General features: G+C 43.8%; 21 protein-coding genes. 5 read left to right on the plus strand and 16 right to left on the minus strand.

The features are described from left to right. Positions 1–48: 48 nt before the first annotated feature. The 10 genes from AC5JPY_RS04580 to AC5JPY_RS04625 all read right to left on the minus strand — a co-directional run bounded on the left by AC5JPY_RS04580 (position 49) and on the right by AC5JPY_RS04625 (position 13,945). Positions 49–357 (minus strand): septum formation initiator family protein, encoded by a 309-nt coding sequence (locus AC5JPY_RS04580; protein WP_319051264.1) that lies wholly within the window; start codon positions 355–357, stop codon positions 49–51. Between the two features lie 161 nt (positions 358–518). Then, positions 519–1,835 (minus strand): phosphopyruvate hydratase, encoded by a 1,317-nt coding sequence (gene eno / locus AC5JPY_RS04585; protein WP_493842712.1) that lies wholly within the window; start codon positions 1,833–1,835, stop codon positions 519–521. A 334-nt stretch (positions 1,836–2,169) separates the two neighbouring features. After that, the gene (locus AC5JPY_RS04590; RefSeq protein WP_493852226.1) at positions 2,170–4,530 is read right to left on the minus strand and encodes a heavy metal translocating P-type ATPase; all 2,361 of its coding nucleotides are present in this window, start codon (positions 4,528–4,530) and stop codon (positions 2,170–2,172) included. A gap of 339 nt (positions 4,531–4,869) precedes the next feature. Continuing rightward, a complete protein-coding gene (locus AC5JPY_RS04595; RefSeq protein ID WP_443525980.1) occupies positions 4,870–5,094 on the minus strand; it encodes a heavy-metal-associated domain-containing protein in 225 nt (74 codons plus the stop codon). A 263-nt stretch (positions 5,095–5,357) separates the two neighbouring features. Next, positions 5,358–5,612 carry a heavy-metal-associated domain-containing protein gene (locus AC5JPY_RS04600; RefSeq protein ID WP_493852227.1) on the minus strand — a complete coding sequence of 85 codons (255 nt, stop codon included), beginning with the start codon at positions 5,610–5,612 and terminating at the stop codon, positions 5,358–5,360. Positions 5,613–5,638: 26 nt separating this feature from the next. Beyond that, positions 5,639–6,514 (minus strand): 3-deoxy-8-phosphooctulonate synthase, encoded by an 876-nt coding sequence (gene kdsA, locus AC5JPY_RS04605; RefSeq protein WP_493852228.1) that lies wholly within the window; start codon positions 6,512–6,514, stop codon positions 5,639–5,641. 262 nt (positions 6,515–6,776) lie between these two features. Continuing rightward, a complete protein-coding gene (pyrG, locus tag AC5JPY_RS04610) occupies positions 6,777–8,411 on the minus strand; it encodes a CTP synthase (RefSeq protein ID WP_493852229.1) in 1,635 nt (544 codons plus the stop codon). Positions 8,412–8,617: 206 nt separating this feature from the next. Then, on the minus strand, positions 8,618–9,742 hold the full coding sequence (locus AC5JPY_RS04615) for a porin (RefSeq protein WP_493852230.1): 1,125 nt from the start codon (positions 9,740–9,742) through the stop codon (positions 8,618–8,620). Positions 9,743–10,045: 303 nt separating this feature from the next. After that, on the minus strand, positions 10,046–11,155 hold the full coding sequence (locus tag AC5JPY_RS04620; RefSeq protein WP_493852231.1) for a porin: 1,110 nt from the start codon (positions 11,153–11,155) through the stop codon (positions 10,046–10,048). 591 nt (positions 11,156–11,746) lie between these two features. Next, on the minus strand, positions 11,747–13,945 hold the full coding sequence (locus AC5JPY_RS04625; protein ID WP_493852232.1) for a malate synthase G: 2,199 nt from the start codon (positions 13,943–13,945) through the stop codon (positions 11,747–11,749). 735 nt (positions 13,946–14,680) lie between these two features. Between AC5JPY_RS04625 and AC5JPY_RS04630 the strand changes: the two genes are divergently transcribed. Then, positions 14,681–15,331, plus strand: coding sequence for a MiaE family protein (locus AC5JPY_RS04630; protein ID WP_493852726.1), 651 nt, complete (start codon positions 14,681–14,683; stop codon positions 15,329–15,331). Positions 15,332–15,501: 170 nt separating this feature from the next. On the opposite strand, the gene AC5JPY_RS04635 is transcribed toward AC5JPY_RS04630, so the two are convergent. From AC5JPY_RS04635 to mtgA, 6 genes are all read right to left on the minus strand, one after another. Continuing rightward, positions 15,502–15,702, minus strand: a complete 201-nt coding sequence (locus AC5JPY_RS04635) for a hypothetical protein (protein WP_493852233.1) — start codon at positions 15,700–15,702, stop codon at positions 15,502–15,504. Positions 15,703–15,847: 145 nt separating this feature from the next. After that, the gene (locus AC5JPY_RS04640) at positions 15,848–16,207 is read right to left on the minus strand and encodes a hypothetical protein (RefSeq protein WP_493852234.1); all 360 of its coding nucleotides are present in this window, start codon (positions 16,205–16,207) and stop codon (positions 15,848–15,850) included. Positions 16,208–16,296: 89 nt separating this feature from the next. Beyond that, the gene (locus AC5JPY_RS04645; RefSeq protein ID WP_493852235.1) at positions 16,297–16,545 is read right to left on the minus strand and encodes a hypothetical protein; all 249 of its coding nucleotides are present in this window, start codon (positions 16,543–16,545) and stop codon (positions 16,297–16,299) included. A 73-nt stretch (positions 16,546–16,618) separates the two neighbouring features. Then, positions 16,619–16,789 (minus strand): hypothetical protein, encoded by a 171-nt coding sequence (locus tag AC5JPY_RS04650; RefSeq protein ID WP_493852236.1) that lies wholly within the window; start codon positions 16,787–16,789, stop codon positions 16,619–16,621. Positions 16,790–17,150: 361 nt separating this feature from the next. Further along, entirely contained in the window at positions 17,151–19,295 is a 2,145-nt protein-coding gene (ppk1, locus tag AC5JPY_RS04655; RefSeq protein ID WP_493852727.1) for a polyphosphate kinase 1, read from the minus strand. A 354-nt stretch (positions 19,296–19,649) separates the two neighbouring features. Next, the gene (mtgA, locus tag AC5JPY_RS04660) at positions 19,650–20,336 is read right to left on the minus strand and encodes a monofunctional biosynthetic peptidoglycan transglycosylase (RefSeq protein WP_443525961.1); all 687 of its coding nucleotides are present in this window, start codon (positions 20,334–20,336) and stop codon (positions 19,650–19,652) included. A gap of 326 nt (positions 20,337–20,662) precedes the next feature. Between mtgA and AC5JPY_RS04665 the strand changes: the two genes are divergently transcribed. The 4 genes from AC5JPY_RS04665 (at position 20,663) to AC5JPY_RS04680 (ending at position 24,577) form a co-directional block, all read left to right on the plus strand. Next, a complete protein-coding gene (locus AC5JPY_RS04665) occupies positions 20,663–21,022 on the plus strand; it encodes a glutaredoxin family protein (RefSeq protein WP_493852237.1) in 360 nt (119 codons plus the stop codon). 56 nt (positions 21,023–21,078) lie between these two features. Further along, positions 21,079–22,266 (plus strand): alpha-hydroxy acid oxidase, encoded by a 1,188-nt coding sequence (locus AC5JPY_RS04670; protein ID WP_493852238.1) that lies wholly within the window; start codon positions 21,079–21,081, stop codon positions 22,264–22,266. A 184-nt stretch (positions 22,267–22,450) separates the two neighbouring features. Continuing rightward, entirely contained in the window at positions 22,451–23,611 is a 1,161-nt protein-coding gene (locus AC5JPY_RS04675; protein WP_493852239.1) for a rhomboid family intramembrane serine protease, read from the plus strand. Between the two features lie 156 nt (positions 23,612–23,767). Then, entirely contained in the window at positions 23,768–24,577 is an 810-nt protein-coding gene (locus AC5JPY_RS04680) for a MipA/OmpV family protein (RefSeq protein ID WP_493852240.1), read from the plus strand. The last annotated feature ends 9 nt before the right edge of the window (positions 24,578–24,586 follow it).

Raw genomic sequence — 24,586 nt, forward strand, 5'->3', positions numbered from 1 at the left:
TTACTGATTTTGTGATAGGTCATAACGTCCGGTAGTACTTCATACAAACTAGTAAGCGCTATGGGTCGTAGGTGCAGTAGACACTTGAACGAAGGTCTCATTGGGCTTAATCAGTCCCAAGTCTAGACGCGCATGTTCCTCTACCGCCTCAAGTCCGGTTTTTAAGTCTTGGACATCGGTACGTAATAGATTGTTTGCTGCCACTTGATTGTCATTCATGCGCTGTTGATCTTCAATTTGAGTGGTCAACTTATTATGTTCAAACCGACCATTTTCACCCAGCCAATACTGATATTGCAATCCCAAAAGCACTGCAACGGCTAAAGCAAGTAGTATAAATTGGCTAAAGTATTTCATAAGATGATAACGCCAAACGACATAGAAAGAATGATAGTAGGGTTTTGAGCTGATCAGGCGATACATAAGTAATTATATACCGCCTGATTTTGACTGTCATCTCAGTTTACGATATCGGGATCTTTGACGTACAATACACATCAAAAATCCCAGTCAATCTCTTAACCACGTAAACCGATAAACTCTTCACGGCCACGATAGCTTGCACGTACTTGCTGCTCGATACGTAGCAACTGGTTGTACTTTGCAACGCGGTCTGAGCGGCATAGCGAGCCTGTTTTGATCTGACCTGCTGCCGTACCAACTGCTAAATCTGCGATAGTGCTATCTTCAGTCTCACCTGAACGATGCGAGATAATAGTAGCGTAGCCATTTTTCTTCGCCATATAGATCGCATCTAGCGTCTCTGACAAGGTACCAATTTGATTAAACTTAATCAAAATAGCATTGGCAATATGCTTATCAATACCTTCTTGCAAGATCGCAGGATTGGTCACAAACAGATCATCACCAACCAACTGGACTTTATCACCGATCTGCTCAGTCAAATACTTCCAACCATCCCAATCCGACTCATCAAGACCATCTTCAATAGAGATAATAGGATACTGGCGTGCCAGCCCAACTAGGTAGTCTGAAAATCCTTGGCTATCAAACGCTTTGTTGCCTTCGCCTGCCAAAACGTATTGACCATCTTTATAAAACTCACTGGCTGCACAATCTAGCGCCAAATGGATATCTTCACCGGCTTTGTAACCGACTTGCTCGATCGCCTGCATAATGACGGTAATGGCTTCTTCGTTACTACGTAAGTTTGGTGCAAACCCACCTTCATCGCCAACTGCTGTATTTAGACCTTGTGATTTCAACACAGATTTCAAGCTGTGGAAAATCTCTGTACCAGCACGCAGCGCTTCTGAAAAGCTAGTGAAGCCTACAGGCTCAATCATAAATTCTTGGATATCAACCGTATTGTCTGCGTGCTCACCACCGTTCAAGATGTTCATCATCGGTACAGGCATAGTCAATGACGTCTGATTGCGCAGGTTGGCAATGTACTGATGTAATGGTAGATTTTGTGACTTAGCTGCCGCTTTGGCAGTAGCAAGTGACACCGCTAGCATGGCATTGGCGCCTAGGCTTTCTTTGTTTTCTGTGCCATCTAATGCAATCATGGCATCATCGATACCTTGCTGCTCAGTCACATCTTTGTCCATCAAAGCACTACGAATTTGACTATTGACATTAGAGACGGCTTTTTTGACGCCTTTACCCATATAGCGAGCATTATCACCATCACGTAGCTCAAGCGCTTCACGTGAGCCTGTTGATGCGCCACTCGGAGCAGCAGCACGTCCGACAGTGCCATCAGCTAAGATCACATCAGCTTCGATAGTTGGGTTACCGCGTGAATCTAAAATTTCACGAGCGCGGATGTCTTTAATTGCGGTGACGTTGTTGGTTTCTTCAGCGTACATAATGTCTGTTAATTCCTTTGGTCATGCCAAGTTTGTGAGATAAATAACGGCAACTAGAATACAAAAAAGATAAAGCAAAATATCATATAGCACATACACCAAGAACACTCTAACCCTATATGTCATATAACTATACTGACATAGTAATGACAGGTTTTTTGAGCGCGTTAATGGTTGGCTATAGTGCTTGGCATCATAGCATATATTTTACCAAACTTCCCTTATCTTACACTGACTTGCGGTCATAAATATAATCGGAGATAAGCATATCTACTATAATGTTTCGGTCTGTATTCATACAACCCTACAGCCAAGCCAACACTTTTACTTATGCTTATGTTTTTATTAAAGGGTCTTTGTCCGTAGGGGAAACGGGTACTACCTGCTCAAGCTCAACGGCTGTCTGAAAACGTGTCAACCGTAGTGCATTCATTAAGACAGAGATGGAGCTCATCGCCATAGCAGCGGCGGCAATCATTGGATTCAAAAACCCAAGTGCAGCAAGCGGAATACCAAGACAATTATAAACAAAAGCAAAAAATAGATTCTGTTTGATATTGCGTAGTGTTGCTTGAGCGACTTTTTGTGCCGCATCGATATGCATGAGCGACTCACCCATCAATCGTGCAGAGGCGCTGTGCTGCGCCACGTCCGTCCCCTCGAACATAGCAAAGCTGGCATCAGCGGTCGCCATCGCTGGCGCATCGTTAACCCCATCTCCTGCCATGGTTACTTTATGACCAGCAGTTTGCAACCGTGCAATTTGGCTAGCCTTGTCACGTGGACTCATCTTGCCATAAGCGTTGTCGATGCCAAGCTGTGCTGCCACATGATCGACGACAGATTGCTTATCACCACTCATCAAAATCACATTGATACCCGCATCTTGTAGCGCAGTGATTGCCTGCGGCGTATCTGCTTTTAAGTCGTCAGCGAGAGCGAATGCCCCTAACGGCTCATCGTTAATACTGATTGCAACCGTACTGGCAATTTGCCAGACCTTTGGCATCAGTTTAGGTAACGTTAAGTTAGCAAACTCTGGCGTACCAATTTTTATCAGCCCAAGCCCTTCGATATTTGCCTGTATGCCAGCACCTTTTACAACACTGATGTCGGTCACATCGAATAGTGACAGCTGACGGGCTTTGGCTGTATTGACTAACGCTGTCGCTAATGGATGACTGGCATGCGCCTCGACACTGGCAGCGATCTGCAACACATCATCAACAGCAAGCGATCGATCTACCATGACATGATCGACGATAGTCGGTCTACCGATGGTCAATGTACCCGTTTTATCAAGTACCACTGTGTCAATATCGCCTGCAGCCTCTAAACTTTGTGCATCTTTAAACCATACGCCATGACGCGCCGCCACACCCATACCAGCCATGATAGCCGCTGGTGTGGCTAGGCCAAGGGCACAAGGGCACGCAATAACCAATACCGATACTGCATGCATCAATGCAGTGTCAATCATGCCTGTTAGCCACCACGTGACTCCAAAAGTAATCAACGCAATAGCAACCACGATTGGAACAAATACTGCGGTCACTCGATCAGCAAGACGAGCTAAGTTGGCTTTTGAACCTTGTGCATCACTTAATGCTCTTACCATATCACCAAGCTTTGTGTCACTGCCCTTGGCACTAACGCGATAGAGCAAGCTGCCATTCTCTACCAATGCACCTGCTAGCAACTCATCACCCTGCTCTTTTTTGAGCGCTACTGATTCACCCGTTAGATGACTCTCCACACACCAGCCACTACCGGATATCACGGTGCCGTCAGTAGCGACACGGCTGCCTTGCTTAGCACGTAGGACGTCATCCATTTGCACATCAGATAACCCAATATTATGAAATTCACCATTTGGTTGCTGCTGCTCTACTTCATCAGGTGTCAATGACAATAATAAATCAATACTGTTTAGGCTGTGCTTCTTGGTACGTTCCTCAAGATATTTACCTGTACGGACAAAGGCAATGACCATCACCCCTGCTTCAAAATATACGGCTGGGCTATTACTCGCACCGTGTCCGCCCAGATGCCCACTTTGCAATAGGCTACTTAAAGTACCATCGCCATGCGTGAGCCAAAGGTAAGTCGAATACGCCCATATTGTGACAGTACCAATAACTACCAGTACATCCATATTGGCAAGACCACCTTTGATCGATGCCCAAGCACTTTTGTAGAACGGTAGCGCAAAGCCAAACTGCACAATCGTTGCTAAGATAAACTGAACCCAGATAGGTGGCATCCACGCCATGCCAGAACCTGTCAGCATGCCTGCCATACCAACCAAAAATGGTATCAGACAAATCCACAATCCAATTAAACGCCATGGATACTCAGTTGCCGTATCCTCATCTGTCTGTGCAAATAAGCTATCGCTGGCTTGTAGGTTGGCGACAAATCCCGTTTTGTGCACCCATTCTGTCACTTGTTCAGGTGTCGTCTCAGCTGGATCATAGTCTACATTGGCAGTCTCACTAGCAAAACTCACGCTCGCCTCGTAGACCGACGGTTTCTTGTTAAGCACCTTTTCAATTCGTGACGCGCAGGCCTGACACGTCATACCATCAATGGCTAATTGTAGATGGGCACGTTGCGGCGTGATCGATGTGCTTGACTCCACGTCAGTATCGACGTCGTAAGGCTCTTCAGTGGCGGTATGGGCGTTCTTATTCATAGAAATAACTCGTCATAGCACCTATAACTACATAAGCGCCATCATACAATATCAGTGGATTAATAAAATATTCAAATAAAACAAGCACAGCAATGATTATAAAAAGTGCTGTTTAGGGTCTATTCCTATAACGCAAAGACATACAGCAATAGCCTCAAACAGTACGTTGTAGACAGTCATTATTACCCAGCTACTCAAACGAAGCACTATTATTTAATCAATAGCAGCCAGCTAAAGAAATCTGAAACACAGCTTTGAGTTCAGAAATGCTCACCATTAAAAAACCAGCTAACATGCTAGTAATAACAGGTTAGCTGGTTTTTTGGGAAATAACATGATCTACGAGTTGGCAACTGCTGCTTCAAACCCAGCATCACTGATAGCTGAGGCAATAGTCTCTGCGCTGGTTTTGCTATCATCAAAGGTGACCGTGGCTAAGCTGTCAGCCAAATCAACTGTGATGATATCTAAACCGTCAATGTCAGCGGTAGCCGCATGTACACTTGCCACACAGCCGCCACAAGTCATACCATCAATTTGAATAATACGTGTTTGGTCTGCCATATTAGGCTCCTTATTTTTATAAATAAAAATGGCTAATAGTGAAAATGACTCTAATCGTTGTCTCTCGAATGCTTACTCTTGATACCTATCTTTAGAGACACTATAAGGTTTTTAGAAACACTATCAGAGTGGTGTTAAATAAGCATAAACTTTATCATTTTCACTAACAAGACTGTTTGGTTGTTACTTTATTACTGACACGATATTTCACTACTAAACAGACAAGGACTAACCGTGCATTTAAACAAAATAATGCACACAAACTAGTCGTGATGGTGCGGGTTCTGCGGTGCCTCAATAGGGAATGGCTGCGTCACATAGTCCACCATGCTGATTGCCGCTGTCAGAGCATGGATACTGGTATCCGTATCATCATAACTCACTATGGCGACGTCATGAGCAGGATCAAGATCTATCTTGATCACGCCTGAGATATTTCTGAGCGCTGTCATTACGCTATCTAGACCTTGCTCATCATTTATATTTTCGATACTGACTTTCGCCATTTGAATTGCCATGGTACAACCCTCTTATTGTTTCGATATCAATGAGTATCCAAAACATCAAAACCTTTTACCAAATCATCAATTTGCTTGAGCTGACGTAAGAACGGCTCTAGTTGGCTCATACGCAGCGCACAGGGTCCATCACACTTTGCAATTTCTGGATTTGGATGCGCCTCCAAAAATAGCCCTGCCAATCCTGTCGCCATACCAGCACGGGCAAGCGTTGTGATCTGCTCACGGCGGCCGCCTGCACTATCACTACGCGCACCTGGCTGCTGCAAACTGTGCGTCACATCAAAGAATACAGGGATATCCATCTGCTTCATGGTATCAAAACCAAGCATGTCAACGACTAGGTTATTATAACCAAAGGCACTACCACGCTCACATAGTATGAGCTTATCATTACCACCCTCTAAGCACTTATTGACGATATGGCGCATCTCATGCGGCGCCAAGAATTGTGCCTTTTTGATATTGATAATCGCATCTGTCTTTGCCATCGCATGGACTAAGTCCGTCTGACGTGATAAAAAAGCTGGCAGCTGAATGATATCAGCGACCTCAGCGACTGGGGCGGCCTGATGCGGTTCATGCACATCGGTAATGATGGGTACTTGGAACTTTTCTTTTATTTGACCTAACCAATCAATTCCTTGCTCAAGTCCAGGGCCTCGGTATGAGTGCAGGCTTGAGCGGTTGGCTTTATCAAAGCTCGCTTTGAACACATAGCCGATACCTAGACGCTTGCAGATATCTACATACTTCTCTGCAATCTCGAATGCAAGCTCTTTAGACTCTAAGACGTTCATACCACCAAATAATACAAAAGGCTGGTCGTTACCAATGTTAATCGTACCGCCAGTAGGCGTGCTCAGTGCGATATGTGATTGTGCTGTCAATAAATTTTCCATAAAGTCATTACCTCTTATATTGTTATTAATCTACTTATCCCATATTGTAACCGATAGCCCAATTAAAAAAAGTATGTAAGCGTAATTAGCCATTATCGATAGAGAGTATTTTAAGACCGTGATAGGACAACAGGACTCATGAACTGTCATTGCTTATCATTAAACAAAGAGAACTGAACAAAAACACTGAGCAAAAAAAAGACCGATCCGAAGATCAGTCTTTTTAAGAATAGCGATTTTACTTTACACTACATGCCAAGCACTATTTAGCTTCGCCATGGTTTTTCGCTGCTTTTACAAAGCTATTGAACAGTGGGTGACCACCGCGTGGTGAGCTGGTGAACTCAGGATGGAACTGCACCGCGACAAACCATGGATGCTCGCTAATCTCAACAGACTCTACCAAATGCTGCTTTGCAGAGTAGCCAGAGATCGTCATTCCTGATTGCTCTAATGGCTCGATATAGCGATTGTTCATCTCGTAGCGATGGCGATGACGCTCAGTGATGTTGTTAGCGCCGTAGATCTGGGCAAGCTTACTACCAGGAACGAGTTCTGCTTGCTGTGCGCCTAGACGCATGGTACCGCCAAGGTCTGAGTCATCACTACGAATCTGTAGCTCGCCGCGCTCATCTAACCATTCGGTGATAAGCCCAATGATTGGCTCAGCTGTCTTACGATCAAACTCAGAAGAGTTAGCGTCGATACTCAGTACGTTGCGGGCGTATTCAATGACAGCCAGTTGCATACCAAGACAAATACCTAAATACGGTACATTGTTTTCGCGAGCATAAGTGATGGCTTTTATCTTACCCATCGTACCGCGCTCGCCAAAGCCGCCTGGTACCAAGATGGCATTGGCATCATTAAGACGGGCAAATAACTGCTCATCACTTTCTAAGAGCTCAGCATCGATATAGTCGATCTTGACATCTACTTTGTGAGTGATACCTGCATGCAATAAGGCTTCATTGATAGACTTATAGGCATCCGGAAGCTCAACATACTTACCAACCATAGCTACCGTCAATGTACCTTCAGGATTTAGCTGTGCTTCGACAACCTTGTCCCAATCGCTCAAATCAGCTTCAGGCACATCCAAACCAAAACGCTCACAGATAAGATCATCTAGGTCTTGCTCGTGTAGCGTACGCGGTATTTGATAGATACTTTGTGCATCTTCACACATAATAACCGCGCGCTCTTCAACGTTAGTAAATAGCGCAATCTTGCGGCGGTTATCTTGAGAGATGTGATGATCAGAGCGACAGATTAGGATATCAGGCTGTAGACCAATAGAGCGTAGCTCTTTTACTGAATGCTGTGTCGGCTTGGTTTTTGTTTCACCTGCGCTAGCAATATACGGCACTAGAGTAAGATGCATTAGCATGGCGCGATTGCGCCCCAGCTCTACTTGCATCTGACGTACGGCTTCCATAAAGGGAAGTGATTCGATATCACCAACCGTACCGCCAATCTCGATGATAGCGATATCATACCCTTGGCCGCTAGCCAGAATTTTGCTCTTAATCTCGTCAGTGATATGCGGAATAACCTGTACAGTACCGCCTAAGTACTCACCGCGGCGCTCTTTATTTAGAACGTTTTGATAAATACGACCACTGGTGAAGTTATTACTCTTACTCATTTTTGAATGACGTAAAAAGCGCTCGTAATAACCCAAATCCAAATCCGTCTCTGCACCATCTTCGGTAACGAAGACTTCACCATGCTGGAACGGACTCATCGTACCTGGATCGACGTTGATATACGGATCCATTTTGGTCATCGTGACGGTCACGCCACGTGCTTCTAATACCGCTGCAAGAGAGGCTGCGGTGATACCTTTTCCTAGTGAGGACACTACCCCACCGGTCACGAATATAAACTTGGTCATAGTACTCTGTCGGTAATTGGTAAAGAAGGATTTTACTAAAAATACACCATAAAATATAGGGCAAAAATGCAAACTGTCTGAAACTCTTATTTTTTTGTATAGGTAACAAACATTTTTCTATTATTAAAACGCCATACAACAAAAAACCCACCCCGAAGGATGAGTTTTTCGATATTTACCGTAGTAGCTATACTAGAGTAGCTATCCTAGAATTTGTATTCTAAGCCGCCACCGATAGCGAATACATCTGCGTCACCGCGTGCCACAACTTCTTCAGAAGTATTGTCGTCGTAGTTTCTGACCACTAGGAGACCATTATCTAGATCTGCAGAGTTTTGACCGATATAGGCATGAGCGATAATGTTGTCTTTAAACATATATTTGCCACCCAATACAATCTGATCTGAATCATTACCATCGAGACCTGCTAGGTTTTTGGTCTTGTCATACTGTAGATAAATAGAGGCAGGACGTGCAAAATTGGTCAGACCCATCTCAGCACTGACAACCAATCCTTTCTCTTCTTCGTCTTGCTGATCAAAATCTACTTGCTGATATAGCGCACCTAGTGTCACTGGATAAGCCATATATTTGCTCAAATCGATACTAGTAGTACCGCGAAGAATTTCGCCACCATCTGAGACAGACATGTCTTTGTCATAAGCCACACCAGCTGTAAAACCAGCACCTGGGTCAAACATCAAAGACGCGCCAAAGCCACTGTCACGATCATCGTTGTCAGAGACAAATGACTCGTCAGCACCATACTGTAAAGACAGCTCTAGCGGTAAACCATTGTATTTCGGTGCAATCCATACGATAGAATTGTTGATACGACCACCATCAGTAAGGGTCAATGCTTCGCTCAATGTCCCTTCATCAAGAGAGCTTGAGCCGATGTTGTCCCAATAGCCTTGGTTTACGGTGACGTTGTTGATGTAGTCAGAGACTGAGTAGTTACGACCGAAGCGGAACTGACCATAGTTTTTGTTTTTTAGACCGAGATAAGTATCACGGCTTTTGAAGCCAATGTTGCTACTACCGCTGTCATCAATGCTAATGCCATATTCTAGTTGATAAATCACATCAGTATTGGCAGTAATGGCTTCAGACCCTTTGAACCCTATACGTGAAGAATGTGAATTGACCTGAACTGAACTATTATCTTCGTTGACGTTGATAGTATCACCAGGTAGATCCATAGACTGACGGTCAAGTTCAGCATTGACATAGTTAGCAGTCACGAATGCTTTACCATAGACAGTTGGCGCTGCCTGAGCGGCAGAAACTGATAGCGTTGCAATTGCCGAGGCTAAAAGTAATTTTTTCAAAGGGTATCTCCACTTTACGATTTGAGTGATAAATTGGCTAAGATTGGCTGATACATATAATGGTTGGGTGACTACCCTATAGAACATTTATATATATGAGCTAGAAGCATTACTTAGACACAACTTTACCAACCAAATATTACAGTAAGGTGAAAAAACCAAAATTTACACAAATGTTATTATTAATTTTACGGATTCTGTTATTTAAGACACGCTGTTGTTTAAAACACACTACTGATTATGGAACAAAAAAAACTCACCCCGAAGGATGAGTTTTTATATGCTATCTATTTACGTGTGATACTAGAATAAGTACTCTAGACCAGCACCGATAGCGAATACATCAGCATCGCCACGTGCAGCAATCGTGTCACCAACTTGATCAGTCTCAGCATCTCTTACAATGAATAGACCATTGTCTAGGTCAGCTGAGTTTTGACCGATATAAGCATGAGCAATCATGTTGTCTTTGAAAGAGTACGTGCCACCCAATACAACTTGGTCTGAGTCATTGCCGTTAAGGCCACTCAAGTTTTCAGTTTTGTTGTACTGAAGGTATACAGTTGCTGGACGAGCAAAGTTAGCAAGACCCATTTCAGCACTTAAGATTAAACCGTCTTCTTCGTCTAAACCATCATAATCAGCTTGCTGATATAAAGCACCCAATTTTACTGGATAAGCAACATACTTGCTCAAATCAAGAGTCGCACTACCACGTAAGATCTCACCATCGATACTCATATCGTCATCTAGTGCGATACCAGCAGTGAAGCCGTTACCTGGGTTGTACATCAATGATGCACCATAGCCATTGTTGCGATCATCGCTATCATCAACAAAACTCTCATCAGCGCCATACTGTAGTGCTAGCTCTAATGGTAGGTCATTGTATTTAGGAGCCATCCATACGATAGAGTTGTTTACACGGCCGCCATCAGTTAGTGTCAAAGCTTCAGCCACATCACCACTACTTAGTGAACTTACACCGATATTATCCCAGTAACCTTCAGTAACAGTGACGTTGTTGATGTAATCAGATACTGAGTAGTTACGACCAAAACGGAACTGACCAAAGTCTTTGTTTACTAGACCAAGGTAAGTGTCACGGCTTTTGAAAGCGATGTTGTCTTCGCCAGTATCATCAATCTTGATGCCATACTCTAACTGATAGATAACATCAGTGTTAGCAGTCATTGCTTCAGAACCTTTAAAACCAAGGCGTGAGATGTTTGAGTTGATTTGTACTGAATCGCTATCTGTACTGATGCTAGTATCGCCGTCCATAGATTCACGATCAAGTTCAGCATTTACGTAGTCAGTAGTAACGAATGCTTTACCATATAAGGTAGGTGCTGCTTGTGCGGCAGATACAGATAGGGCTGCGATTGCTGTAGCTAAAAGTAGTTTTTTCATGGGGTATCTCCACTTTACAATTGTAGTAATGAGCAAGCTATAAGTAGCTGGCGCCCATAATGGTATCGTCACAAATCCTCAAAGATATAATGTGTAACTGGCTACCGAGATTAGTCAGAAACAAGTGTGGCGAATTTCTATTACAGTAAGATAAAAAACCATGACTCACATGACTGGGATTAAACAACGTAACTGCCATGTAAACTTAATTTTTTATTGCTCCGTGCGTAACATCCGTTACCAAACTCATACTTCGAATACAAGCATAACAACTTTGACATAATTTGCAACATGTTTTTTTGCTTTTTCGATACATCCAGTATCGAATACATAACCACTATCAAACTTTGGCCACTCACAAAAAAAAGCCCTATCTACTCAATTAGATAGGGCTTTCATTGGTTAATATCATTACTAACAATGTTAATAAATACGGCTAAATCAACCGTAATAAATGCTAATTATCGATAAATAATCAGCATTTATAGAAGGTCTATTGTCTTATTTTTGACATATTTGATAGTCACAAATAAGCAATATTGGACTCTATACTTTAGGTATTAGAAGGTTTTGATATATCTAATTTAAAGCTTAAGCGTCTGCTTTTAAATCAAGACGCGCTTGATGCAATAGTGGCTCAGTATAACCACTAGGCTGCTCGCGACCTTTAAATACCAAATCACAAGCTGCTTTGAAGGCATAAGAGCTATCAAAGTTATCTGCCATTGTCTGATAATCACTATCGCCTGCATTTTGCTCATCAACGACTTTCGCCATGCGCTTCATGGTATCCATCACTTGCTGCTCGCTGACGACACCATGATGCAACCAATTGGCAATATGTTGACTAGAGATACGCAAGGTCGCGCGATCTTCCATTAGACCGACATCATTGATGTCAGGTACTTTAGAGCAGCCAACGCCTTGGTTTACCCAGCGTACAACATACCCCAAGATACCTTGAGCATTGTTTTCAAGCTCTTGCTGCTTCTCTTCGTCAGTCCAATTGGTGTTCTTTGCCAATGGAATAGTCAAGATGTCATCTAAGCTGGCGCGCTCACGTGATTTTAGATCGTCTTGTACGTCGGCTACACTGACTTGATGATAGTGGATGCTATGCAAGGTAGCCCCTGTTGGTGATGGTACCCAAGCAGTGCTGGCACCAGACTTAGGATGAGCCGCCTTAGTCTCCATCATCTCTTTCATCTCATCAGGCTTCGCCCACATACCTTTACCAATCTGAGCATGTCCCTGTAGACCTGTCTCTAGACCGATATCCACATTCCATTGCTCGTAAGCTGGTTGCCATGCTTGCGATTTCATCTCACCTTTTGGTACAAATGGACCTGCATTCATACTGGTGTGCATCTCATCACCAGTACGATCTAGGAATCCTGTATTGATAAAGATAACGCGCTCTTTCGCTTGGCGAATAGCTTCTTTTAGGTTGACCGTCATACGGCGCTCTTCGTCCATGATACCGATTTTGAGCGTATTGCGCTCTAGACCCAGCAAGTCTTCCGACGCATCAAACAAATCGTTGGCCATTTTAACTTCTTCAGGGCCATGCATTTTTGGTTTAACAATATACATAGAGCCTTGACGTGAGTTTGATAGCTCGTTTTTGCCTTTGATGTCGTTGAGTGTCAATAATGGCGTGATTAACCCATCCATCAAGCCCTCGAACACTTGCTCCTGACCGTCGCCCAAATCAACTAAAATTGCAGGGTTCTGCATCAAATGACCGACATTACGAATTAGCAATAGCGAACGACCTGGTAGGATAAGCTTACCGCCATCTGGTGTATTGTATTCACGGTCTGGGTTTTGTTTGCGAGTACGGGTTTTACCGCCTTTTTCGAAGGTTTCTTGTAGATCGCTATTCATTAAGCCAAGCCAGTTACGATAGACTTCAACTTTTTCTTCTGCATCTACAGCAGCCACTGAATCTTCACAATCTTGAATCGCGGTCATGGCTGACTCAAGTAGTACATCTTTGATACTTGCTGGATCATCTTTGCCGACTGGGTGGTTAGCATCAATCTGAATTTCAGCATGCAAGCCATTGTTCTTTAACAGAACTCCCGTAGGCGCTTCAGCGTCACCAACGAAACCAACAAATTTACTGGTGTCTTGTAGCGCGGTAGTGCTATCGCCTTGTACAACCTCAAGCTGACCATCGACCACCTTAAAGCCAGTCACATCATTGTATGACCCTGATGCTAATGCAAAGTGCTCATCCAAGAATGCCTTAGCATAGGCAACAACGGCTGCCCCGCGAGTAGGGTTGTAGCTGCCTGTTGCTTCTTGACCATTTTCGTCACTGATCACATCAGTACCGTACAACGCATCATACAGACTGCCCCAACGTGCATTGGTCGCGTTAAGCGCGTAACGAGCGTTACGTACTGGTACAACTAGCTGCGGACCTGCAATATGAGCAATTTCATCATCGACGTTTTTTGTATCGACCGTAAAGTCATTGCCTTCTGGCAATAGATAACCGATCTCTTTTAAGAATTCTTTGTAAGCTGGGTAATCGATCTCGCCCTCTTTGGCAGGGTTTTGCAAGTGCCACTCGTCAATCTGCGCTTGAATCTTGTCTCGGGTCGCAAGCAGCGCTTTGTTACGTGGTGTGAATTCTTTAATAACCTTTTCAAAGCCCGACCAGTAACTGTCTGAGTCGACACCGACTTTTGGTAGCACTTCATTCTCAATAAAGTCATACAACTGCTGGTCGATGGCAAGAATACCTTTTTGAATACGATTGGCGTTAGAAGACTGACCCATGTTGTTATCCTTATTTGTTTGTGAGGTGTGGTAATACTAAGTTATAACGTTCACTGTTGAAAAATACGTATTGCCAATGACTGTGTATGCAAGTTAGCAATCAATACGTATACCAACATATAATGTATGTTCAATATCGTAGCAGGGATTTTCGACCATTTATAAGGGAAGACTGTATAAATCTTATATTTTGATACAGGATTAGCAATTGCTATAATGCTCGCTACCCGCTACTAAATAACATTAATAGTAAGACACTATGCCTAAAAAGCAGAATATCATCCTACTATCAAATAATAAAATAAACAAGCAATCCTCATTTAGTAGATAAATACTGAGGTTGTATAATAATGATACCGCACAGAGCGTAAGCTATAGAGGCTATGACTGCCCAACACGAACTTGTGAATGCTCAGTTTCATCTGAATAGTAAGTAGCCATTACTATGTAAAGTAGTGTTCAAATACCCTCTATCATTCAATACATAGACTGGTAGATAGAAGTTAATATCAATCGTGTTGCAAGCGCTTGCCAACCAGTTGTCCTAAACCCACACTTATAAAAAAGTTCTTTTATACTATGACCACAAACCAGCCAGAACTCTCAACATTAATGCCGTCAGATACGATTAACAAATGCAAAGCTCATGATGATAGCTCTCAAGAAGCAGCTGAACACAGTATCTCTAAAGCAGATGTTTCCGAAACAGACGTTATCGCACAGGGCAATATCGAGATGGAGGAAGACAGTGTCGATATCATGCATCTTCGTACTCCTATAAAAGTAGACCTATCTCCTGTCTATAACTTCTTAGGTGCGCGTACCACACAAGCTTGGGTTAATGCCGCCATTAACAACTTGCCACTGATCATTCAAGATCATGCCAACTGCGAAAAGAAGGCCGCTGGTACCGCGATGAACTTAATATTTCGTTATGAGTTCTCCTACGACTTGCAGCGTAAATTGGCTCAGCTCATACGTGAGGAGATGCTGCACTATGAGCAAGTATTGGGGATCATGAATGAGCGTGGTCAGGACTGGAAATACTTGAGTGCTGGTCGCTATGCCAAGGGTATGCTAAAGCACAAGCGCACTTATGAGCCAGCAGCGATGGTAGATGTATTGATTATTGGTGCATTTATCGAGGCGCGATCTTGCGAACGTTTTGCGGCATTAGCAGAGGTTATCGATGATGAACGCCTAGCAAAGTACTACCGTTACTTACTAAAGTCAGAGAGCCGTCACTTCGAGGACTACCTTGTGCTTGCTCAATCGTTATCAGAGGATAATATCGATGAGCGGGTTGCGTTTTTTAAAGAGGTAGAGGCTGAACTGATAGACAGTCCTGATGTTGAACTGCGCTTTCATAGTGGCACGCCTGCCTAGAAATGCCTATATAACCGATATCTTGTCGCTAATATTTCGTTACTACCATATGCAACAGACATAGAAAAAGGCACTGCAATTGCTTGAGTGATAGACTCTTTTAATTGCAGTGCCTTTTTTATTTATGCTAATACTGAAGCTGATATCGAGGCTAGTATTGGCTATTAGTACTATTTATTATCTTCCATAAGCGAGCTGTCATATTGCTTGTTGCTTTTGGCAACATTGTGCGGGTCATGATCTCCAGTTGCTTCGTCTGCTGCTGCTGGATTTACTTTCTGTAGCGCGTCGTCTGGCACGATACCGTTATTATCATCTGCATCTTTTAGACTATATTCGTCGGTAGCATGCTCATCATGTGATTTGGTCATTGGTATCCCCTATTATTTTTATTTGTTGCTGAGTACATCTTCGGCTCAGTGTAGTTTTGCTTGATACGTTAAATACAACCGATGGCGTTATGGACGCCATTTGTCTTCACTTGGTCCTGCTGAGTACATCTAGTTCTCAATGCAACTAATCTTTATCATCAGGGTTCAAAGTGCGCGTTTGGGCATTATCAATGTTTGCATAGCGATTTATGTTATTGATTTTATCGCTATCAGGCCCTTCACTGCGGACAGTTTCTTCATTGATATTATCATCAAAACCATTACCTGGCTGATCACGGCGATCAGGCTGACGTGCTGGATTATCATTTTTATTGACATGTTCAGACGCTACCACACCTTCTTCAAACGTATCAGTGCCTTTATTTTCGCTAACGTTTTCTTCTAATTCATCGTGATTTTCGACTGTTCGCGAATCATCTAGTGTTTCGTGAGTATCAGTTTCTGCTATTTTAGTTTTACTTAAAGCGGGATCTCTGGTTTCCATTGTCTTGTCCTTATTATAATTATCGTTTGTGTTACTAAAATCTTAATGTGCCCTTTATGGCTATTTTAATATGCCACTTATAGCGATTATCAGTCGGCTTTTCTGCTTAAATCATGAGCATTCAACTCTCCAACGTTTTTGCCACCCGCCGGTAAGTTCTCTTCTTTACGTGGGTCAGCGTATATTTCGTCAGTCTCTTGAGAGTCTTGTTCAGGACCATCTATTTCTGGCTCGTGCTTGCGTCCTTCGTAACTGTCTTTAGGGTTATCTGATACTGTTGCTGCTGGATCGTCCACAACCACTTTTTCTTCAGTATCTTTCTGTCCTTGAATCGTCATGGTCTCTCCCTCGCACGATTATTATTTATTAGTTGCTAATTTGGTATTTTAGTTTGAGTGCCAATATGGACTGTTATTTATCGGTACGTAATGCATCATCAATAAAAGGCGTTTGCTCTTCTTCACTTAGCTGCTCGGGAGCATCAGTTTTACTACTGTCTTCTAAGTTCTTTTCTATTTCTTGACTGTTCACTTGATCAACCGCTTTTTTGATATCTGAGGTGTCATTGTCTGTAGTGCTCATAATATATTCCCTGTTCTTTGTCGTTAGATTTTCTTTGTCATTAGATGACTTTAGAAGCTTTACGACACTATATGATTGAATGATGAATAAGTACGCAGTAGCATACGGATCAACGGCACGCCAATCAGTGATATGCCAAATAGCGTCATAATCGAGATTAATTATAAGTAGGACAACGTATATTGCACCAGTGTACTGCCGTATCAATATGTGAATAAATGTGAGGTTACAAGACAGTTTGTAACTTTTCCAGTTGGTCAGCACAAAAAAACCAAGCACCGGTATTCACCAGTGCTTGTTTGGATAGCTAATTAAATAGATAATTAAAGCGCTAAAAATCTGCTAAATGCATTTTGACAAATTAGTTAGACTCTTCAACACGGTTGATCAGTTTCAATAACTGCTCTTGTGCGACGTGAGGCTCTTCGCCTGCCACTGGTTGTCGCTGCTGCCATACACCTGTGCCATTCAGTGTCCATGCTTGCACATTGTCTTGTAAGTAATTGATCAACCCATCCTGATAAATCTGCTTAAACAGCTTTCTATTTTCAATCGGGAATGCGACCTCAACTCTATGGAACAAGTTACGATCCATCCAGTCGGCACTACCACAATACAGACGCTCGTCACCGTCATTGTAGAAATAATAGATACGGGTATGCTCCAAAAACCGACCAATAACAGAGCGTACGGTGATGTTCTCAGACAGCCCTTTTACTTGCGGACGTAGACAGCACATAGACCGTAGTATCAGCTCGATTTTGACGCCTGCCTGCGACGCGTCATATAGTTTATCGATAAGACGACGCTCAGTCAGGGCGTTTGCCTTGATGATGATATGAGCGCGCTTGCCTGCTTTGGCATGAGCGATCTCATCATCGATAAAGCTCATCAGTTTGTCATGTAAGGTAAAAGGTGCATGTAGCAGCTTTTTGAGATTGGCAGGTTTACCCATACCTGTTAGCTCTTGAAAAATCTTATGTACGTCTTCTGAGATATCAGGGTCAGCACTGAACAAGCCATAATCCGTATAGACTTTAGCGTTAGCCGCATGATAGTTACCGGTTCCTAAATGTATATAGCGGCGGATTCGATCTTCTTCACGGCGTACGATGAGCATGAGTTTGGCATGAGTCTTGTAGCCGACGATACCATAAACCACAACGGCCCCTGCCTCTTGCAAATAATTGGCAACAGCAATATTAGAAGCCTCATCGAAACGGGCACGCAACTCGATAACAGCCGTCACTTCTTTGCCGTTGCGGGCGGCCGCGGCTAGCGCCTTAACAATTTCTGAATTGGTACCTGAACGATATAGTGTCTGCTTAATCGCCAACACTTTGGGGTCGCTCGCTGCTTGCCAGAGCAAGTTGATAATGGGCGAGAAGGCATGAAAAGGATGATGCACAAGCACATCACTCTTACGCAGCGCAGCAAACATACTGGTCGACTTGTCTGACTTGTCCATCTCTCGGCGGAATGCTTTTGGCACGACATGAGTGAACGGCTGATAGCGCAGTGCAGGAAGATTAAAATCAAAAAGCAAACGCGTCAGATTGACAGGACCATTGACACGGTACAGTTGATTGTCATGCAACTCAAACTCATTGAGTAAATAATCGCTAATATGGGCAGGACAGTTTGTGGTCACCTCAAGACGAACCTTGTCACCAAAGCGGCGGTTTTCAAGCTCACCCTCTAGTGCTTTGGCAATGTCTTCAACGTCATCTGCCAAATCTAAATCGGCGTTGCGTGTGAGTCTGAACTGATGACAACCGGTCACGCTCATACCCGGGAACAACTCACCGATATGCTCATGAATGATGGCGGAGAGCATCACATGATGTTCTTTACCGCCAGTCAGCTCATCAGGCAGACGAATGACACGCGGTAGACTGCGAGGTGCAGGTACAATCGCCAAGTTAATATCACGACCAAAGGCATCCTTGCCCTCTAGTGTCGCGATAAAGTTCAAGCTCTTATTAACCAAGCGCGGGAATGGGTGGGCAGGATCAATACTGATGGGGGTCAATACAGGCAATACTTGCTCAGTAAAATAACGCTTCATCCAAGCAGACTGCTCAGCATTCAGCTCATCTCGCTTTAGATAGCGAATATCTTCGAGCGCAAGTGCGGGCAAAATATCTTCATTAAGAATACGGTACTGCTCACTGATCGCAGCATGAGTAATAATGGATATCTCGTTTAGCACCTCACTTGGACGCATACCGTGGGCGCTGGTTGATACATCACCGATATTGAGCTTTTGCATGATACCAGCGACACGAATCTCAAAGAACTCATCGAGGTTGGATGAAAAAATAATCAAAAAGAACAAACGCTCAAGCAACGGGTGGCGACTACTGGATGCCTGTGCCAACACACGTAGATGGAACTGTAATAGAGACAAATCTCGATTGATATAACTGCTGGGTGAATAGCTGCCATCTTCTGCGCGCTGCCACTCTATTTCGGCTAGTTCCTCACGATGACTGCTTACACTCATGTCTTGATTTGTATTTTCGCCCGTATCTTCGCTGTGATGATTGACATCAATCATCTCGCTCGCATCACCACTACCCTGATTGTTGTTTGTCTCTACCACGTTGTTACTCCTTTTGCGTTATCGATACGCCATCATCTTATGTCTATCTAAAATCATCTCGCCCACAATACAACTGAACTAATGGCTTATTAAAGGTCATCGGCTGTTGTTGTATTTTTAACCGATATCTCTTCTATTTTTCGTCACCCTTACTGCTTTACTCTGTCTACGATGGATTTACACTGCTATATAAACGACTGTAATGACAGTTCGGCTAATACGGTTGTTTATTCCTAATTTATTTCCAATTTACTCCTAAGACGCTTGCGGCAATGCAGCGTTTTTCATTCGCTTCTTGATAATTGCCTGTTTGTTACGCAGACGTCTATCTCCTTGGTTGTCCTCGTAATACTTTGGGTTAGTGAGCATGGCAATCAGTAGCGCTGACTCATCTCGATTCAGATTGGCGGCTGACTTATCAAAATAATGATGCGCCGCCGCGTCGATACCATAGATGCCGTTGCCGAACTCTGCCACGTTAAGATAAGCGGTCATAATACGCTGCTTATCCCATAGCGTTTCAATCATGATGGTGATGACAGCCTCTTCCGCTTTACGGACATAGGAGCGATGCGAGGTCAAAAATAGGTTTTTTGCCAGTTGCTGCGTAATAGTTGAGCCACCAGCAGACGTCGTGCCAGTCTCTTCGTTTTTCTTTTGTGCCGCCTTGATACCTTTTATATCAAAGCCATTGTGCTGACTGAACGTCGAGTCCTCACTCACGATTGCCGCTTGCTTGGCAGACTTGGCAATAGCATCATACTCAGCCCATGTCTGCGTCACCGTGCCACCCGTGAGACGATGAGTCAGCATAAACATGCTGTTATTGATCGGCTGAGTTTTCCAGATTAATAACAGCCCAGCGACCAAGACATGGAAGGCGACGAGTAATAACATGATTGCCAATAACAGTCGTTTGATAAATGTGCCAAAACTTGTCATGTGCGATATCCGAGTGATTAAAAAAGTAATAAATGAACGCTCTATTGATGACCAAGAAACAGCGACGAGCCCATCGTCATAAGTCTGTTTTTGCTCTTAGTCATTAGCAGTCAGCTATTGGTCTTCAATAATGACCAATAGCAGGTCATCTTACCTAATCTCACAATCGCTGTCATTATTTACCCCACTTCTTTATGATGTAATAATCACTGGGGTATTTTAAATTTTAGCTCAGCGCGTACTACTAGCAGGTACTGTCAGCGCTTGCTATCAGCACGTACTAAGAGTAGGCGCCTTTTAACCAGTATTAAGATAAGAGAATAACCATGTCCGACAATAATAATTCCTATAATAACTCGCATAACAGCGCGCATAACGACTCACATAATAGTATAGAAATATTACGAGCGCGTGTTATTGCACAGCACCCTAGCCTTGGGACTGCTGAAAACAGTCATAAATGGTGGCTACTGGGTACCTCTGGGTGTCATTTATGTGATATCGCTGAGCAAATACTCGTACAGTTTCAGGCGGTACAGCCGATCACTTACAATAATGTCGATATTGCAGACTTTGATGAGGCACTTATGATGGATTTTGCCACAACTATTCCCGTCATTTTGACGCCATCTAGACGATTAAACTATCCGTTTTCGGTGATGGATTTACAGCAATTACTTGTTTGATAGCAGTAGTCTTATAGTAAAGACACCGTATTACGATGATAGAGTGGTGAGAAACGATGCAAGATTTAAAGAAGGTAACCGAAATCGAAGATTTACGCCGTGTCGCCGAGCGTAAAGTACCTCGTATGTTCTATGATTATGTGGATTCCGGCTCATGGACTGAGACGACTTATCGTAGTAACGAGACTGACTTTGATCGTATCAAGCTGCGCCAACGGGTGCTGGTCGATATGGACAACCGTAGTCTGGCGACTCATATGATTGGCGAGCCTGCCAAGATGCCAGTAGCCATCGCCCCAACAGGATTTACGGGTATGATGTGGGCAGATGGCGAGATCCATGCAGCACGCGCAGCAGAAAAGTTCGGCGTGCCCTTCTCACTCTCTACCATGAGTATTTGCTCTATCGAAGATGTTGCCACGCATACCAGTGCGCCGTTTTGGTTTCAGCTCTATGTCATGCGCGATCAAGACTACGTCGCCAATCTGATCCGGCGGGCAAAAGAAGCCAATTGTTCGGCACTGATATTAACTGCCGACTTGCAGGTCATGGGACAACGTCATAAAGACATCAAAAATGGGCTATCTGCACCGCCCAAGCCGACCCTTACCAATATCATGAACCTAATGACCAAGCCGCAGTGGTGTATGAATATGCTGGGTACTAAGCGTCGCACGTTTGGTAACATCGTGGGTCATGCTAAGGGTGTCGAAGACTTGTCTTCTCTGAGTGCTTGGACGGAAGAGCAGTTTGATCCATGCTTGAGCTGGGACGATGTCGCACGTATCAAAGACATGTGGGGCGGCAAGCTCATCATCAAAGGCATTATGGAGCCTGAAGACGCCATTCTGGCAGCTCGCAGCGGCGCAGATGCGCTGGTCGTCTCAAACCACGGCGGTCGTCAACTAGATGGCGCACTCTCCTCTATATCGGCCCTGTCAGACATCGTGCAAGCCGTACAAGCCGAAAATAGTAATATCGAGGTCTGGCTAGACAGTGGTATCCGCTCTGGGCAAGATGTGCTAAAAGCCATTGCGCTAGGTGCGAAAGGTACGATGATTGGGCGCTCTTTTCTCTATGGATTAGGGGCGTATGGTGAAGATGGTGTACGCCGAGCGCTCGAGATCATCTATAAAGAATGTGATATCTCAATGGCATTCTGCGGTCATACGGATATCAATAAAGTAACGGACGATATCTTGGTAAAGGGCACTTATGAGAATCTCAAAGTTGGTCACTTTTAGAGCTATCCATTTTTAAGAACTTCCGATCTCTAAGAACTGTCTCTTCTTAAGAGCTAGCTAGTTTCAAGAGCTATCAGCCATTAAGGATATATAAACTTGTGCCATGATGATTTACGGATGCATAACATTATCTAGCCATACCATTTATACTGTATATACAATATTTTGATGATATCTTGCGTTTATGACCATTTTGCAATTATTAAAAACAGCCCCTATCACTACCCTGCTATTAGCCAGCTTTATTGGGCTGTTTGTCTTGCAGATAGTGACGGGGGTCGATGCCAACAACCCATCGACTGAAGCATTGCTCTCATGGGGTGCCAACGCCCTACCTTTTACGATGAGTGACCAACCGTGGCGATTGGTCAGCAGTGCGTTTTTGCATATTGGTCTCATGCATCTGCTATTTAACGGCTTTGCCATGTATTTCTTTGGACAGATTGCCGAGCCTATGTTTGGCTCAGCCAAGTTTTTGGCGTTGTTTTTGTTGGCGGCTATCGGTGGTAATTTGCTCAATAACTATGTCACATGGCAGGGTATTATAGACGGTACAGGACAACCTGGCATATCAGCTGGTGCCTCTGGCGGTATTATGGGTATTGGGGCGGCATTATTAATCGCGGCACTGTTTAAGATATCGGTCAATGGCATGGTGCTTAACCTCAAGAGCCTGATATTTATTATGGGCATCAACCTTGTCTACGGGTTTGCCGTACCAGGTATTGATAATGCCGGTCATATCGGTGGCGCAATCACGGGTCTAGTGATTGCACTGGCTTTTGCGATTGGCTACCGTCAGCGATTGGCTGTCGCAATGCAAAATACAGCGACTTATCAACAGCGCAACGCTAACCCTTATCAAACCACCTATCATTACGGGGAGCAAGATAACGGTCAGTACAACAGTAAGTACAATTCTCAATATGACACTCAGTACAATGCTCAATATAATGATCAACTGGATAATCAGAGTCGTTATGACAGCAGTGATGATGCCCACTTGCCTTCCCTAGATACTGATTTTAACAATCAAAATGCTGGGTTGGATAGCCATCATCCTACACTAGACCGCTATGATTCCGAGATAGACAGCGATGATAGTAGTACGCGAGATATACGTAGCAATGACATGAATCACAGCACAGTTAGGCATACCGCGTCACACGACCCAGATCATAATAATACTATTCAGCCCACAGCCCCACCTAAAGAACCTATAAAGCCTGCAATCATTTGGCAACTATTACCCTGGCTTATGATGCTACTGATCAGCATCGGATTTGTCTGGTGGTGGCAAGATATTCATGAGCAGTTGCTACAAGTACTAAAAGCCATTGAGTAAATGCTCATACTTAACTATCATTGCTATATAGCTCTCACGCACAGCCCACTTATTTAGATTACTGCTTTTTTATTGACGCTTTTTCACTAACGTTTTCGAGCACGTTTTATCTGATGCTATTACCCAGTTATCTATACTCACTCACGAGACCCAATTATGTCAAAACTTGCAGCGCTACCTCATATCTCGACACGCACTATGCTTAGCGCGTTGACTGCTACTGCGCTATTTAGTGTAGCAAGCCTCTCTAATGCCGCACTGTTCAAAAACCTACCTGCTGATCAAGACGCTGAGCTGAGCGTTGGGGTCAATGTGATGGCAGTTAACTCATCCTATGATCTAGAAGACAGCACGGAAGTACGTGTGCTGCCCGGTATCTTTTATGACAATAATAAGTTCTATGCTCGCGGTGCCCAAGCTGGCGCGTACTTAGTCAATGATGGTACCAATGAGCTGTCTATCTATGCGCAGCCATCGGGCAATAGCTTCGACCCTGACGACGCCAACGGTGACTTACAAGGTCTCGATGAGCGCAAACTCTCAGCAGCGGCTGGTCTGAGCTATCTGCGCCGCACCCCTATTGGCGGTATACGTGCTCAGTTTGACACCGATGTGTTGGACCGTAGTGGCGGTAACTCTGGTCGTTTGACCTACCTTGCTAGAATCAGCAAAGGAAAGCTCACCGTCTATCCAAGCATCGGTTTTGAGTATCATGATGCTGACTATAACGAATACTACTACGGCGTCAGTGAAGAAGAGTCAGCAGAAACGGGCATTGCCGCTTATAAGTCTAACTCGAGTTTGAATCCGTATGTCAGCGTTAGTGCCAACTATGACTTCAGTGATAAATGGGCAGGGTTTGCCAATCAAAGCGTGAGCTATGTACCCAATGAGCAGTACGATAGCCCAATGGTGGACTCACGCACTGAGTCAACGACCACGCTTGGTTTACTTTATAAGTTTTAATTAGAACTG

Source organism: Psychrobacter sp. H27 (assembly GCF_059072655.1).

Excerpts from the sequence above, each read along its gene's own strand:
- AC5JPY_RS04670 (WP_493852238.1), top strand. The coding sequence starts at position 21,079 with ATGCAAGATTTAAAGAAGGTAACCGAAATCGAAGATTTACGCCGTGTC.
- pyrG (WP_493852229.1), bottom strand. The coding sequence starts at position 8,411 with ATGACCAAGTTTATATTCGTGACCGGTGGGGTAGTGTCCTCACTAGGA.
- AC5JPY_RS04675 (WP_493852239.1), top strand. The coding sequence starts at position 22,451 with ATGACCATTTTGCAATTATTAAAAACAGCCCCTATCACTACCCTGCTA.
- AC5JPY_RS04630 (WP_493852726.1), top strand. The coding sequence starts at position 14,681 with ATGGAGGAAGACAGTGTCGATATCATGCATCTTCGTACTCCTATAAAA.
- mtgA (WP_443525961.1), bottom strand. The coding sequence starts at position 20,336 with ATGACAAGTTTTGGCACATTTATCAAACGACTGTTATTGGCAATCATG.
- AC5JPY_RS04580 (WP_319051264.1), bottom strand. The coding sequence starts at position 357 with ATGAAATACTTTAGCCAATTTATACTACTTGCTTTAGCCGTTGCAGTG.
- AC5JPY_RS04640 (WP_493852234.1), bottom strand. The coding sequence starts at position 16,207 with ATGGAAACCAGAGATCCCGCTTTAAGTAAAACTAAAATAGCAGAAACT.
- AC5JPY_RS04595 (WP_443525980.1), bottom strand. The coding sequence starts at position 5,094 with ATGGCAGACCAAACACGTATTATTCAAATTGATGGTATGACTTGTGGC.
- AC5JPY_RS04635 (WP_493852233.1), bottom strand. The coding sequence starts at position 15,702 with ATGACCAAATCACATGATGAGCATGCTACCGACGAATATAGTCTAAAA.
- AC5JPY_RS04650 (WP_493852236.1), bottom strand. The coding sequence starts at position 16,789 with ATGAGCACTACAGACAATGACACCTCAGATATCAAAAAAGCGGTTGAT.
- AC5JPY_RS04625 (WP_493852232.1), bottom strand. The coding sequence starts at position 13,945 with ATGGGTCAGTCTTCTAACGCCAATCGTATTCAAAAAGGTATTCTTGCC.
- kdsA (WP_493852228.1), bottom strand. The coding sequence starts at position 6,514 with ATGGAAAATTTATTGACAGCACAATCACATATCGCACTGAGCACGCCT.
- AC5JPY_RS04680 (WP_493852240.1), top strand. The coding sequence starts at position 23,768 with ATGTCAAAACTTGCAGCGCTACCTCATATCTCGACACGCACTATGCTT.
- AC5JPY_RS04600 (WP_493852227.1), bottom strand. The coding sequence starts at position 5,612 with ATGGCAATTCAAATGGCGAAAGTCAGTATCGAAAATATAAATGATGAG.
- AC5JPY_RS04590 (WP_493852226.1), bottom strand. The coding sequence starts at position 4,530 with ATGAATAAGAACGCCCATACCGCCACTGAAGAGCCTTACGACGTCGAT.
- eno (WP_493842712.1), bottom strand. The coding sequence starts at position 1,835 with ATGTACGCTGAAGAAACCAACAACGTCACCGCAATTAAAGACATCCGC.
- ppk1 (WP_493852727.1), bottom strand. The coding sequence starts at position 19,295 with ATGAGTGTAAGCAGTCATCGTGAGGAACTAGCCGAAATAGAGTGGCAG.
- AC5JPY_RS04665 (WP_493852237.1), top strand. The coding sequence starts at position 20,663 with ATGTCCGACAATAATAATTCCTATAATAACTCGCATAACAGCGCGCAT.
- AC5JPY_RS04645 (WP_493852235.1), bottom strand. The coding sequence starts at position 16,545 with ATGACGATTCAAGGACAGAAAGATACTGAAGAAAAAGTGGTTGTGGAC.
- AC5JPY_RS04620 (WP_493852231.1), bottom strand. The coding sequence starts at position 11,155 with ATGAAAAAACTACTTTTAGCTACAGCAATCGCAGCCCTATCTGTATCT.